Origin of the sequence: Pseudomonas sp. DVZ6, assembly GCF_024259445.1 — a bacterium.
Classification (GTDB): domain Bacteria; phylum Pseudomonadota; class Gammaproteobacteria; order Pseudomonadales; family Pseudomonadaceae; genus Aquipseudomonas; species Aquipseudomonas peradeniyensis.
This window is the reverse complement of sequence record NZ_JANCLM010000015.1, coordinates 37,344-51,140: the sequence shown is the minus strand read 5'-3', so window position 1 is coordinate 51,140 and position 13,797 is coordinate 37,344. Positions and strand designations below refer to the sequence as shown.

Annotated in this window: 11 protein-coding genes and 2 tRNA genes; 11 read left to right on the top strand and 2 right to left on the bottom strand. The window is 62.0% G+C overall.

Translation table 11 applies throughout. The features are described from left to right. Positions 1-3 precede the first annotated feature (3 nt). The 10 genes from NMG10_RS10960 to NMG10_RS10915 all read left to right on the top strand — a co-directional run bounded on the left by NMG10_RS10960 (position 4) and on the right by NMG10_RS10915 (position 9,781). A tRNA-Leu gene (locus NMG10_RS10960) sits at positions 4-89 on the top strand. A 98-nt stretch (positions 90-187) separates the two neighbouring features. After that, positions 188-264 (top strand) — tRNA-Met (locus tag NMG10_RS10955). Between the two features lie 130 nt (positions 265-394). Further along, positions 395-853, top strand: coding sequence for a ribosome maturation factor RimP (rimP, locus tag NMG10_RS10950; RefSeq protein ID WP_036986186.1), 459 nt, complete (start codon positions 395-397; stop codon positions 851-853). Between the two features lie 59 nt (positions 854-912). Continuing rightward, complete coding sequence (gene nusA / locus NMG10_RS10945) at positions 913-2,394, top strand: transcription termination factor NusA (RefSeq protein WP_050706987.1); 1,482 nt, start codon at positions 913-915, stop codon at positions 2,392-2,394. Positions 2,395-2,421: 27 nt separating this feature from the next. Next, on the top strand, positions 2,422-4,962 hold the full coding sequence (gene infB / locus NMG10_RS10940) for a translation initiation factor IF-2 (protein ID WP_110735084.1): 2,541 nt from the start codon (positions 2,422-2,424) through the stop codon (positions 4,960-4,962). Between the two features lie 116 nt (positions 4,963-5,078). Then, positions 5,079-5,477 carry a 30S ribosome-binding factor RbfA gene (rbfA, locus tag NMG10_RS10935; protein WP_028691251.1) on the top strand — a complete coding sequence of 133 codons (399 nt, stop codon included), beginning with the start codon at positions 5,079-5,081 and terminating at the stop codon, positions 5,475-5,477. 3 nt (positions 5,478-5,480) lie between these two features. Beyond that, complete coding sequence (gene truB, locus NMG10_RS10930; protein ID WP_203648088.1) at positions 5,481-6,398, top strand: tRNA pseudouridine(55) synthase TruB; 918 nt, start codon at positions 5,481-5,483, stop codon at positions 6,396-6,398. Between the two features lie 149 nt (positions 6,399-6,547). Then, entirely contained in the window at positions 6,548-6,817 is a 270-nt protein-coding gene (rpsO, locus tag NMG10_RS10925; protein ID WP_203648087.1) for a 30S ribosomal protein S15, read from the top strand. Between the two features lie 248 nt (positions 6,818-7,065). Next, positions 7,066-9,171 carry a polyribonucleotide nucleotidyltransferase gene (gene pnp / locus NMG10_RS10920; RefSeq protein ID WP_232856606.1) on the top strand — a complete coding sequence of 702 codons (2,106 nt, stop codon included), beginning with the start codon at positions 7,066-7,068 and terminating at the stop codon, positions 9,169-9,171. A 259-nt stretch (positions 9,172-9,430) separates the two neighbouring features. Next, positions 9,431-9,781 carry a BON domain-containing protein gene (locus NMG10_RS10915; protein ID WP_050706982.1) on the top strand — a complete coding sequence of 117 codons (351 nt, stop codon included), beginning with the start codon at positions 9,431-9,433 and terminating at the stop codon, positions 9,779-9,781. 205 nt (positions 9,782-9,986) lie between these two features. Here the strand turns inward: NMG10_RS10915 and NMG10_RS10910 are convergent, their stop codons facing one another. Then, on the bottom strand, positions 9,987-10,289 hold the full coding sequence (locus NMG10_RS10910) for a putative quinol monooxygenase (protein ID WP_232856607.1): 303 nt from the start codon (positions 10,287-10,289) through the stop codon (positions 9,987-9,989). A gap of 60 nt (positions 10,290-10,349) precedes the next feature. Between NMG10_RS10910 and NMG10_RS10905 the strand changes: the two genes are divergently transcribed. After that, positions 10,350-10,763 (top strand): VOC family protein, encoded by a 414-nt coding sequence (locus NMG10_RS10905; protein ID WP_254464335.1) that lies wholly within the window; start codon positions 10,350-10,352, stop codon positions 10,761-10,763. A 69-nt stretch (positions 10,764-10,832) separates the two neighbouring features. On the opposite strand, the gene NMG10_RS10900 is transcribed toward NMG10_RS10905, so the two are convergent. Further along, positions 10,833-13,769 carry a DUF748 domain-containing protein gene (locus NMG10_RS10900; RefSeq protein ID WP_232856608.1) on the bottom strand — a complete coding sequence of 979 codons (2,937 nt, stop codon included), beginning with the start codon at positions 13,767-13,769 and terminating at the stop codon, positions 10,833-10,835. Positions 13,770-13,797 lie beyond the last annotated feature (28 nt).

The following is a 13,797-nucleotide window of genomic DNA, read 5'->3' as shown; positions in this document are numbered from 1 at the left end:
ATTGCCGAGGTGGTGGAATTGGTAGACACGCAACCTTGAGGTGGTTGTGCCCATAGGGTGTAGGGGTTCGAGTCCCCTTCTCGGTACCAATTGAAGCATGAGAGCCCGCTTTAGCGGGCTTTCTTGCAGGTGGAGGTCGGATTGACCCGGCAAAGGGTTCAGTCTTATACTTTCGCCCCAGCTTTGTCGCGGGGTGGAGCAGCTTGGTAGCTCGTCGGGCTCATAACCCGAAGGTCGTTGGTTCAAATCCAGCCCCCGCAACCAGCTTCAGCAGAGCCCCTTTTCAGGGGCTTTTTGCTAGCCGAACAGTTTTCGGCGTCGTTGTCCAACGGCGCTTTCAGGGATGGGCGCTTCGCCCATTTTTTATTTGCACAGCATGCACGAGGGGGTTCAGGTGTCGAGCAAGCTAGAACAGTTGCAGGCCTTGTTGGCCCCGGTGGTCGAGGGCCTGGGCTACCAATGCTGGGGGATCGAATACGTCTCCCAAGGCAAGCATTCGGTACTGCGTATCTACATCGACAAGGAAGACGGGATCCTGGTGGACGACTGCGAAGCCGTCAGCCGTCAGGCAAGCGCCATTCTCGATGTGGAAGATCCGATCAGCTCTGAATATACCCTCGAGGTGTCCTCTCCAGGCATGGACCGCCCGCTGTTCACCTTAGAACAGTTTGCTGCGCATGCCGGCGAGCAGGTGAAGATCAAGCTGCGTACGCCCTTCGAGGGCCGTCGTAACTTCCAGGGCCTTCTCCGCGGTGTGGAGGAGCAGGATGTGGTGGTGCAGGTGGACCAGCACGAGTTCCTGTTGCCGATCGACTCGATCGACAAGGCCAATATTATTCCCAGTTTTGACTGAGACGTGCCGGGCCCGGTGAAAGATCCGGGGCCAATGGCTTGCGCAAGGCGAGGCGTACGATGAGCAAAGAAGTACTGCTGGTTGTTGAATCGGTATCCAACGAAAAGGGTGTACCGCCCGGCGTCATTTTCGAAGCGCTGGAAGTGGCCCTGGCCACTGCAACCAAAAAGCGTTTTGAAGACGAAGTCGACCTGCGTGTGGAAATCAACCGCCACACCGGTAGCTACGAGACCTTCCGTCGCTGGACGGTCGTCGAAGAAGCGGATCTGGATGATCCGGCAATCGAGGTCTGGCCAGCAAAGATTCAGGAAAGTCATCCTGAAGCCAAAGTTGGCGACGTGATCGAAGAGAAGATCGAGTCTATCGAGTTCGGTCGCATCGCTGCGCAAACCGCCAAGCAAGTCATCGTGCAGAAGGTTCGCGAAGCTGAGCGCGCCCAGGTGGTCGATGCTTACCGCGAGCGCGTGGGCGAGATCATCTCCGGTACCGTGAAGAAGGTCACCCGCGACAACGTCATCGTCGACCTGGGCAACAACGCCGAGGCGCTGCTGGCCCGCGAAGACATCATTCCCCGTGAGACCTTCCGTGTCGGCGTGCGCCTGCGTGCGCTGCTCAAGGAAATCCGCACCGAGAACCGCGGTCCTCAGCTGATCCTGTCGCGCACCGCGCCGCAGATGCTGATCGAGCTGTTCCGCATCGAAGTGCCGGAAATCGCCGAAGGCCTCATCGAAGTCATGGCCGCCTCCCGTGATCCGGGGTCGCGCGCCAAGATCGCCGTCCGCTCCAAGGACAAGCGCATCGACCCGCAAGGCGCCTGTATCGGCATGCGTGGTTCGCGCGTCCAGGCCGTATCCGGCGAGTTGGGTGGCGAGCGTGTGGATATCGTCCTGTGGGACGAGAACCCGGCGCAGTTCGTTATCAACGCCATGTCGCCGGCAGAGGTTGCCGCGATCATCGTTGATGAAGATGCCCATGCGATGGACATCGCCGTGGCCGAGGACAACCTGGCACAGGCCATCGGACGTGGCGGCCAGAACGTCCGCCTGGCCAGCCAGCTGACTGCCTGGACCCTGAACGTGATGACCGAGAAGGACATCCAGGCCAAGCAACAGGCTGAGACAGGCGACATCCTGCGCAACTTCATCGAGGAACTGGAAGTCGACGAGGAGCTGGCACAAGTGCTGGTCGACGAAGGCTTCACCAGCCTTGAAGAAATTGCCTACGTACCGTTGGAAGAAATGCTCAACATCGATGGCTTTGACGAGGACATCGTCAATGAGCTCCGCGCTCGAGCCAAGGACCGTTTGTTGACCAAGGCCATCGCTACCGAAGAAAAACTGGCAGACGCCCATCCGGCTGAAGACCTGCTCTCTCTCGAGGGCATGGACAAGGACCTGGCGGCGGAACTGGCGGTGCGCGGCGTGGTTAACCGCGAAGACCTGGCCGAGCAGTCGATTGACGACCTGCTCGACATCGACGGCATCGACGAAGAGCGTGCCGGCAAGTTGATCATGGCCGCCCGAGCCCACTGGTTCGAGTAATTAGGCGCGGCCTGAGGAGAGAAGTGCATGACGCAAGTCACGGTGAAAGAACTGGCCCAAGAGGTCGAGGCACCGGTAGAGCGCCTGCTGCAGCAGATGCGTGAGGCAGGTCTGCCGCACACCGACGCCGGTCAGGTAGTGACCGACAATGAGAAGCAGACCCTGCTGACTCATTTGAAGAGCAGCCACAAGAGCAAGGCGGAAGAGCCGCGCAAGATCACCTTGCAGCGCAAGACCACCAGCACTCTGCGTGTCGCCGGTAGCAAGAGCATCAGCGTAGAAGTACGCAAGAAGAAAGTATTCGTGCAGCGCAGCCCGGAAGAGATCCAGGCTGAGCAGAAACGCGAGCAGGAAGAGCGCCGCGCCGCCGAAAATGCAGCGCGCGAGAAGGTTGACGCCGAAGTTCGCCAGCGCAACGAGGAGCAGGCACGCCGTCAGGCTGCCGAGGCCCCGGCCGCGGCGCCAGCGCCCAAGGCCGAGCCTGCCCCGGCTGCTGCCCCGGTAGTGGCCAACGCGCCGGTGTCCGAAGACGCCGCCGCCCGTGCCGCCGAGCGCAAGAAAGACGAGACCCGTCGCAACGAAAGCCGTACCCGTGATGATGATCGTCGCGGTGGTGGCCCGGCTGCGGCCGGTCGTGGCGAAGCGCCGCGCATGTCGGTCAAGGTCAAGGTCAAGGAGAAGGAAAAGGCTCCGACTCCGCGTGCCGCACCTCGCACCACCGACGAAGAAAGCGATGGCTTCCGTCGTGGCCGCGGTGGCAAGGGCAAGGGCAAGAAGCGCAATGCGCACGGCTTCCAGAGCCCGACTGGTCCGGTCATTCGTGACGTGACCATCGGCGAGACCATCACCGTCTCGGAACTGGCGCAACAGATGTCGGTCAAGGCCGCTGAAGTCGTCAAGTTCATGTTCAAGCTGGGCACCCCGGTCACCATCAACCAGGTGCTCGACCAGGAAACCGCTCAGCTGGTTGCCGAAGAGCTGGGCCACAAGGTCACCCTGGTCAGCGACACTGCCCTGGAAGACTCCCTGGCCGAATCGCTGAAGTTCGAAGGTGAGACCACCTCGCGTGCTCCGGTCGTGACCGTCATGGGCCACGTTGACCACGGCAAGACCTCGCTGCTCGACTACATCCGTCGTGCCAAGGTGGCCGCTGGCGAAGCCGGTGGTATCACCCAGCACATCGGTGCCTACCACGTCGAAACCGACCGCGGCATGGTCACCTTCCTCGACACCCCCGGCCACGCTGCGTTTACCCAGATGCGTGCCCGTGGTGCCAAGGCGACCGACATCGTCATCCTGGTGGTGGCGGCGGACGACGGTGTGATGCCACAGACCCGCGAAGCCGTTCAGCACGCGAAAGCTGCTGGCGTTCCGCTGGTTGTCGCGGTGAACAAGATCGACAAGCCGGGTGCCGACCTCGATCGCATCCGTAACGAGCTGTCGGTCGAAGGCGTGACCTCCGAGGACTGGGGTGGTGACACGCCGTTCGTCAAGGTTTCGGCGAAGATGGGTACCGGCGTCGACGAACTGCTCGAAGCTGTCCTGCTGCAGGCCGAGATCCTCGAACTCAAGGCCACTCCGACCGCTCCTGGTCGCGGTGTCGTGGTCGAGTCGCGTCTGGACAAGGGTCGCGGCCCGGTGGCCACCATCCTGGTTCAGGACGGTACCCTGCGTCAGGGCGACATGGTCCTGGTCGGCTCGAACTATGGCCGCGTACGTGCCATGCTCGACGAGAACGGCAAGCCTGTGAAGGAAGCCGGCCCGTCGATCCCGGTCGAGATCCTTGGCCTGGACGGCACGCCCGACGCCGGCGAAGAGATGTCGGTGGTTGCCGACGAGAAGAAAGCGCGTGAAGTTGCGCTGTTCCGTCAAGGCAAGTTCCGCGAGGTCAAGCTGGCCCGTGCGCACGCCGGCAAGCTGGAAAACATCTTCGAGACCATGGGTCAGGAAGAGAAGAAGACCCTCAACATCGTCCTCAAGACCGATGTGCGTGGTTCCCTCGAAGCGCTGCAGGGTTCGCTCGGCAGCCTGGGCAACGACGAAGTTCAGGTACGCGTCATTGGTGGCGGCGTCGGTGGTATCACCGAGAGCGACGCCAACCTGGCACTGGCCTCGAACGCGGTGCTGTTCGGCTTCAACGTGCGTGCCGATGCCGGCGCGCGCAAGATCGTCGAGCAGGAAGGTCTGGATATGCGTTACTACAACGTGATCTACGACATCATCGAAGACGTCAAGAAGGCCCTGACCGGCATGCTCGGCAGCGATGTTCGCGAGAACATCCTGGGTGTGGCCGAAGTGCGCGACGTGTTCCGTTCGCCGAAGTTCGGCGCCATCGCTGGCTGTATGGTCATCGAGGGTACCGTGTACCGCAACCGTCCGATCCGCGTACTGCGCGATGACGTGGTGATCTTCGAAGGCGAGCTGGAATCGCTGCGTCGCTTCAAGGACGATGCCTCCGAAGTGCGTAACGGCATGGAGTGTGGTATTGGCGTCAAGAGCTACAACGACGTCAAGGTCGGCGACAAGATCGAAGTCTTCGAGAAAGTCCAGGTGGCTCGTACCCTGTAAGGGGCGAGCGTGGCGCAGGCCCCGTCGTAAGGCGGCTGGCGGCGCCTCACAAGGTAGCGCCCGGTCAGGCTTCAGCCTGACCGGGCGTTTGCCGCTTTACGTTACAGGTAGCAAGAATGGCAAAAGAATACAGCCGTACCCAACGTATCGGCGATCAGATGCAGCGTGAGCTGGCAGAGCTGATCCGCCGTGAAGTCAAAGACCCGCGTGTCGGCCTGGTGACCATCACCGCCGTGGACGTCAGCCGCGACCTGGGCCATGCCAAGGTTTTCATCACCGTCATGGGCGAAGAAACGCCCGACGCCGTGAAGCAGTCGCTCAAGGCGCTGAACAGTGCCGCCAGCTTCCTGCGCCTGCACTTGGGTCGCTCGATGCAGCTGCGCAGCGTGCCGCAGTTGCACTTCCACTTCGATGAGAGCGTCAGCCGTGGTGTCCACCTGTCGGCACTGATCGAACGTGCGGTGGCCGAAGACCGCCTGCACAAGGATGCCGACGAGCTGGACGCCAAGGAGTAAGCGGTGGCCCAGGTCAAACGTATCCGCCGCAACGTCAGCGGCATCATCCTGCTCGACAAGCCGCTGGGGTTCACCTCCAACGCCGCGCTGCAGAAGGTTCGCTGGTTGCTCAACGCGGAAAAGGCCGGCCACACCGGCAGCCTCGACCCGCTGGCCACCGGCGTGCTGCCGCTGTGCTTCGGCGAGGCGACCAAGTTCTCGCAGTACCTGCTCGATTCCGACAAGGGCTACGAGACGGTCATGCAGATGGGGCAGACTACCAGCACCGCAGATGCCGAAGGCGAAGTCTTGCAGACCCGCGAAGTGACCGTTGGTCGCGCCGACATCGAGGCCGTGATCCCGCGTTTCAAGGGTGGAATCCTCCAGGTGCCGCCGATGTACTCGGCCCTCAAGCGTGATGGCCAGCCGCTGTACAAGCTCGCTCGTGCAGGAGAGGTAGTGGAGCGCGAGGCGCGTTCTGTTACTATTAGCCGCTTGGAGTTGCTCGAGTGCGAAGGCACCCGTGCGCGCCTTTCGGTTGGATGCAGCAAAGGCACCTATATCCGCACCCTGGTGGAGGATATCGGTGAGGCGCTGGGCTGTGGTGCCTACGTCGCCGAACTGCGTCGTACCCAGGCGGGCCCCTTCGAGCTGGCACAGACCGTGACGCTCGAGGAACTCGAACAAGCCCACGCCGAAGGCGGCAACGAAGCGCTCGATCGCTTCCTGATGCCTTCTGACAGCGGGCTGCAGGACTGGCCACTGGTGCTGCTGTCCGAGCACAGCGCGTTCTACTGGCTGCATGGTCAGGCAGTACGTGCGCCGGACGCGCCGCAGTTCGGCATGGTCCGGGTACAGGATCACAATGGTCGCTTCATCGGTATCGGTGAAGTGAGCGAAGACGGGCGCGTTGCGCCGCGTCGACTGATTCGGTCGGAATGACCGGAACCACGGGTAGAGGCTTATGCTGAAACCGGTGGATACGAGGTTGGCTGTTATTAGGCACGGTCACACCTCTTCTTTTTAATACGGGGACTTGTCCCTGGCCTATTGGACCCCGCTCGCGGGATCCGTTTATCAGGAGAAGCCAAATGGCCCTCAGCGTCGAAGAAAAAGCTCAAATTGTTGCCGATTACCAGCAAGCCGCCGGCGATACCGGTAGCCCGGAAGTGCAGGTTGCTCTGCTGACCTTCAACATCAACAAGCTGCAAGGCCACTTCAAGGCCAACGATAAAGACCACCACTCCCGTCGTGGTCTGATCCGTATGGTCAACCAGCGTCGTAAGCTGCTGGATTACCTGAAGGGCAAAGACACCACTCGTTACAGCGCCCTGATCGGTCGCCTGGGCCTGCGTCGCTAATAGCGGTCTGGCCAGTGGTGTTGCATGGCGTGTCGCATGCATCGGCAGGGTTGCCCGGCAACCCTGGCGTTGGACACGCCACGCGATCAGCGAGGTTGGCAGCCTGGTCCGTCGTGCGGTTTATCCGCCCGGCGCCAGGCTCCCAGCCTCGTGTTGTATCTGGACGGTCAATGGGGCCGATTCCCCGTTCTGCCCAAGAATTCGCAAGAACCAGTTCCCCCAAGAGCCACTGAAGAAGGTAGGAAACCGTGAACCCGGTAATCAAGAAATTCCAGTTCGGTCAATCGACCGTAACCCTCGAAACGGGCCGCATCGCCCGTCAGGCCACCGGCGCCGTGCTGGTCACCGTCGACAACGATGTCACCGTGCTGGTGACCGTGGTTGGCGCCAAGCAGGCTGATCCGGGCAAGGGCTTCTTCCCGCTGTCCGTGCACTACCAGGAAAAGACCTACGCCGCCGGCAAGATCCCAGGCGGTTTCTTCAAGCGTGAAGGCCGTCCTTCCGAGAAGGAAACCCTGACCTCGCGCCTGATCGACCGTCCGATCCGCCCGCTGTTCCCTGAAGGCTTCATGAACGAAGTCCAGGTCGTCTGCACCGTGGTTTCCACCAGCAAGAAGACCGATCCGGACATCGCCGCGATGATCGGTACCTCGGCTGCCCTGGCTATCTCCGGCATTCCGTTCGAAGGCCCGATCGGCGCCGCCCGCGTGGCCTTCCATGAAAGCACCGGCTACCTGCTGAACCCGACCTACGAGCAACTGGCTGCCTCGAGCCTGGACATGGTCGTTGCCGGTACCTCCGATGCGGTACTGATGGTTGAGTCGGAAGCCAAAGAGCTGACCGAAGACCAGATGCTGGGTGCCGTACTGTTCGCCCACGACGAATTCCAGGCTGTCATCCAGGCTGTCAAAGAGCTGGCTGCCGAAGCGGCCAAGCCGACCTGGGACTGGAAACCTGCTGCGGCCAACACCGAGCTGTTCAACGCCATCCGTGCCGAGTTCGGCGAAGCCGTTTCCCAGGGCTACACCATCACCGTCAAGGCTGACCGTTACGCCCGCCTGGGCGAGCTGCGCGATCAGGCGATCGCCAAGTTCTCCGGTGAAGAAGGCCAGCCTTCGGCTGGTGAAGTCAAAGACATCTTCGGCGAAATCGAATACCGCACCGTTCGCGAAAACATCGTCAACGGCAAGCCGCGTATCGACGGTCGCGACACCAAGACCGTGCGTCCGCTGAACATCGAAGTCGGCGTTCTGCCGAAGACCCATGGTTCGGCGCTGTTCACCCGCGGCGAAACCCAGGCCCTGGTCGTCGCGACCCTGGGTACTGCCCGTGACGCCCAGCTGCTGGACACCCTCGAAGGCGAGAAGAAAGACCCCTTCATGCTGCACTACAACTTCCCGCCGTTCTCGGTGGGCGAGTGTGGTCGCATGGGCGGTGCCGGCCGTCGCGAAATCGGCCACGGCCGTCTGGCCCGTCGTTCGGTCCAGGCCATGCTGCCGGCCGCCGACGTGTTCCCGTACACCATCCGCGTGGTGTCGGAAATCACCGAGTCCAACGGTTCCAGCTCCATGGCTTCGGTCTGCGGCGCCTCGCTGGCCCTGATGGATGCCGGCGTGCCGATGAAAGCCCCGGTTGCCGGTATCGCCATGGGTCTGGTCAAGGAAGGCGAGAAGTTTGCCGTCCTGACCGACATCCTCGGTGACGAAGACCACCTGGGCGACATGGACTTCAAGGTAGCCGGTACCGCCAAGGGCGTCACCGCGCTGCAGATGGACATCAAGATCAACGGCATCACCGAAGAGATCATGGAGATCGCCCTGGGCCAGGCCCTGGAAGCGCGCCTGAACATCCTCGGCCAGATGAACCAGATCATCGGCGAGTCGCGTACCGAGCTGTCGGCCAACGCCCCGACCATGATCGCGATGAAGATCGACACCGACAAGATCCGTGACGTCATCGGCAAGGGTGGCGCCACCATCCGCGCCATCTGCGAAGAGACCAAGGCTTCGATCGATATCGAAGACGACGGCTCGATCAAGATCTTCGGCGAGACCAAGGAAGCCGCGGACGCTGCCAAGCAGCGCATCCTGGGCATCACCGCCGAGGCCGAGATCGGCAAGATCTACGTCGGCAAGGTCGAGCGCATCGTCGACTTCGGCGCCTTCGTCAACATCCTGCCGGGCAAGGACGGCCTGGTGCACATCTCCATGCTGAGCGATGCTCGCGTCGAGAAGGTCACCGACGTGCTGAAGGAAGGCCAGGAAGTCGAAGTGCTGGTACTGGACGTGGACAACCGCGGCCGTATCAAACTGTCGATCAAGGACGTTGCCGCTGCCAAGGCATCGGGCGTCTAAGCCTCACCAGGCTGACAGGAAGGACCCTTCGGGGTCCTTTTTTTATGCCTGTGGCTTTGTCTTGTGGACTTGCATCTTGCATGCAGGATTTTGCCCGGGCTTGCAAATTGCACGATCATCGCTGTCGGTTAGAATTGATAAGCTGTTGATTTATAAGAATTAATATTTATTAGGAAAGCTGGCACACGCCCTGCAACATCACTTCTACCTGACGCCAGGAACTACGGCGCAGACCTTTCGAAAAACAGGAGTGACCCACATGAAGAAGTTCGCCATTGCTGCCGCTACTGCCACCGCTCTGACCCTGACCATGGCTAACGCGGCGTTCGCTGCCCAGTCCACCCAGGCCCCGATGACGCTGGCGGCCGGTGAGGTGACCAAAGCCAAGGAAGCTACTTCCGACACCTGGATCACCACCAAGGTGAAGGCTGACCTGATGACCGAGAAAGGCGTGCCAGGCAGTGACATCAAGGTCGAAACCAACAAAGGCGTAGTGTCCCTGTCCTCGGACGTGGCCATTACCGACGCGCAGAAGGATATGGCAGTCGCCATCGCCAAGAAGATCAAGGGCGTCCAAGCCGTCTCGGCTGATGGCCTGAAGTCCGAGTAAGGAATGTCCCGTCGGCCAAAAGGATTTGGCCACCCCTTCAAGCACAAGCCCCGGCATCTGCCGGGGCTTTTACTTGCGCTTCCCTGTAGGAGCGGCCTTGTGCCGCGAAAGGGGCGCACAGCGGCCCCAGGTTCTGAGCCACCATCGAATTGCCGGGGCTGCTGTGCAGCCCTTTCGCGGCACAAGGCCGCTCCTACACAAGGCGTTATAGCGCCGGATTACGTGCGATCACATCGCTCTCGAAGCACACCTGTTCCACGATCAAAGGCTCCACCAAAGGCCTGCTGTCCCGGAAATGCGCCGTCTGGGTATGGGCCTCATATGCAGCGTCGTCCTGGTAGATCTCGTACAGGTAGATCACATCCGGACTCTCCCGATCCTGGGCCACATCGAACACCAGGCAGCCCGGCTCGGTGGCCACCGAAGCGGCGGCATTGGCCTTGATCGCCGTCAGGAAAGCTTCGTCAGTACCGGGTTTCACACGTGTCTTGATAAACAGGCAGTACACAGGAAGCTCCTTTTGTTTTAGATTCTGTTTTGAATTGTATACAAAAAAGGAGCCTTGCTCATGTCCGAACTACCTGCCCGCCCAGGTCGCCTGAATGGCCTGCGTCATATTGCCTTGCTGGTCCCCAACCTGGAGGAATGCGAGCGCTTCTACGTGGATGTGCTGGGCATGGAGGTGCTGAACCGCGCCAACGAAGACCTGGTCTACCTCACCTGCGGTAACGATAACCTGTCGCTGGGACGTGGCGCCGGAGCGGCCAACGGGCTGCAGACCCTGGATCACTATGGATTCATCGTCGACAGCGTGGAGGAACTCGAAGCCTGGTATCAGTACTTCAAGGCCCACGACGTGACGCTGCTGGATCGCCCCTTCAATCATGGCGATGGTGCCCGCAGCTTCCATTTGCTGGACCCTGCGGGGAACAAGGTGCAGCCGTTGTATCACCCGGCGGTGTCGGGGCAGCGGCTGGTCTGATGGGATTGATCGCCTGTGCTGCCCTCATCGCCGGCAAGCCGGCGATGAGGGCGTCGCGGTCGTGAAGGGTTACTCGGCATCCAGATGCATCGGTGTCACCACTCGGCCATCGCTCTCTGCCTGGCCGAGATTGGTGTCGATGAAGTACACCCGGTCATCCTCCAGCTGGCCCTTGTCCACCAGGTAGTCCTTGATGCTGCTGGCGCGTTCCTGGCCGAGGGTGCGCAGCAGCGCGGCGCTTTCCGCCCAGGACTTGATAACCGCCTCGCGCAGCTTGGCGCTGCGTTCGTCACGCCCCAGCTTCTCCCACTCGGCCGGTGGCTGCTGCTTGAGACGGGTACGGTAGATGCCTTCGAGCATCGCCGGCTTGTCGCTATCGTCCACCACCAGCAGCGAGGCGTTGGCCGGTACCTTGTCGCCGCGGCGCTGGAGGATCTTGTACCAGGTGGCCTGGTACTCGCGCTCCAGGCGCTGCTGGGCGATCAGCGGGCCGTCACTGCTCTGGGCGGCGGTGCCCTCGATCTCCAGGCGCAGCTCAGGGCGCTCTTTCAGGGCCGAAGCGAGCTTGTCCAGGGACGCCTGCACTTCAGGGGTAAGGTCGCTGGAGCCCGCCGCGAAAGAAACGTTGCCCAAATCTTCCGAACCGCCGCCGGCGACCAGCCCGCCGAGCAGCTTGAACGGCGCCTGGGCCGCGCGCAGCACCAGGTTGCGCAGGGTCTGCCAGACGATCGGCATCACGCTGAACTGCGGGTTGTTGAGGTCGCCCGATACCGGCAACTCGATGGAGATCCTGCCCTCGGTGTCCTTGAGCAGGGCGACGGCCAGGCGGATCGGCAGGTCCACGGCGTCCGGGCTGTCGACCTTCTCGCCCAGTTGCAATTGCTCGATCACTACCTTGTTCTCGGCCTTGAGCTGGCCGTTGGTGATCAGGTAGTGCAGGTCGAGGTTCAGCCGGCCCTTGCGGATGCGCATGCCCGCGAACTTGCCGGAGTAGGGGGTGAGCGTGGTCAGCTCGACACGCTTGAAGCTGGTGGCGATGTCCAGGCTGGCCAGCGGGTTGAACGGGTTGAGCGCACCTTTGATGGTGACCGGTGCGTAGCGGTCCACCTTGCCCTTGATATCCACCTTGGCCGGCAACGGCTTGCGGTTGTCGATGGTACCGATCTGGCCGTTGAGCTGCTGTACGGCAGTGGCGAAGTTGGGGGTCAGGGTCAGGTCCGCGAAGTTGGCCGAACCATCGTTGATACTGATCTGGCCGATACGGATGCCCAGTTCCTTGCCGCCGCTGGACGCGGCCGGCTTGCTCGGCGCCGCGGCTGGCTTGTCCGCGGGTTGCGGGATCAGCAGGTCGTCGACGTTGGTGGTGCGGTCTTCGTTGATGATGAAGCGCGCATAGGGTTGCAGCAGGGTAACCTTGTCGATCGACAGGGCATCGCCGTGCACATAGGACAGGCCGTCGACGTTGACCTGCTGCCATTTGACGAAATCGCGGTTCTTGATGGTGTCCAGGGTGTGCAGCTGGTTGGCCTGGGCCTTGCCGGTGATGCTGAAGGCCAGTGGCTCGGTGCTCTTGAGGTCGACCTTGAGGTCGCTGGAGAGCATGCCGCTGCGCAGTTCCAGGCGGATGAACGGGCTGATGTAGGCCTGGGCAACCCGCAGGTCGATGTCGCGGGTGGCGACGTCGAGTTTCGCGCTGACTGGCGCCAGGTTGACCTGACCCGCGGCCTGCAACTTGCCTTGCTTGCCCACGCCGGTGTCGAGCTTGAGGGTGAAGGGTGACTGGTTGAGGCTGTCGAAGTTCTGCAGGTCGAGGTTGAGTGGGCCGACATCCAGGGCCACGGGCTCTTTCTGGCTACGGTCAGCCAGGTGAATGAGGTAGTTGCGCGCCTGCACGTCCTTGAGCAGCACCTGCCAGGGTTTGCTCGGCTCCTTGGCGGCCTGTTGTTCCGGAGTCGGTTCGGCGGCTGCGGGTTCTGCCTTTTCCTTGGGCGTGGGCTTGGCCGGCTGGCTGGCGAACAGCTTCTGCCAATCGAGCTGGCCGTCCTTCTCCAGGGCCGCCCAGGTCTCCAGCTTCTCACTGCGGATCTTGCCGACGGTGACCAGCTGTTTGGCCAGGTCGATGGAGGTCTCGCTCACCTCCAGGCTGGCCAGGCGGGCCAGCGGGCGCCCGTCCGGGGCCTGGATGGCGAAGGGCGCGACCCGCACCGAGGTGTTGTCGAGCAGCAGCTCGGTTTCCTTGGCGAGGTTGAGCTTGTAGTGGGTGTCGAGGCTGACCATGCCGTCTTCCAGCACCAGCGGCACGGCGTCGCGCACATAAGGCCAGAACAGCTTCATCTTGCCGTCGGTGACCTTGAGGGTGCCTTCGGAGGCGATCGGCGACAGGCTCAGGGTGCCGCTCCAGTCGATGCGCCCACCAGCCGGGCCGTTGGCCACCAGGGTCATGTCGGCGTTGTCGTCGGGCAGGGTACTGAGGTTCTTCAGCTCCAGGTTCATCGAGTCGTAAAGGAACTCGATTGGCTCGCTCGGGCGCAGGTCCTGGAAATGCAGGTAGCCTTCGCTGAGCTTGATGCTGGCGATGCGCAGCGGGAATGGGTCGCTTGGCGGCTCCTCCGGCTTGGGCTCGCTGGGCGGGATCTTGAACAACTGGGCCAGGTTGAGGCTACCGTCCTTGGCGAACAGCAGCTCGGTGCGCGGCTTGTCCAGCTCCACGGCGTCCAGGCGCAGGGCCTTGGTCCACAGGCTGTCGAGGGACAGGTTGGCATACAGGCGCTCGAAGCCGACCTGCTCCTTGCCGGGCTCGCCGATCTGCAGGCCCCAGAGGGTCAGTTCAAGGCTGAACGGGTTGAGCTCGATGCGCTGCAGGTGCGCCGGCACCGTGGCGTATTGCGCCAGTTGCTGGTTGGCGATGCGCAGGGCGACACCGGGGAGAATGAAAAAGCCGAGCAGGCCGTACAGGGCCACGAGGGCCAGCAGTGCGCCGATAGCGCGGGTCAATCCTTTGGGCATGTGTCGCATCGTCTGTATCAGGCTGGAG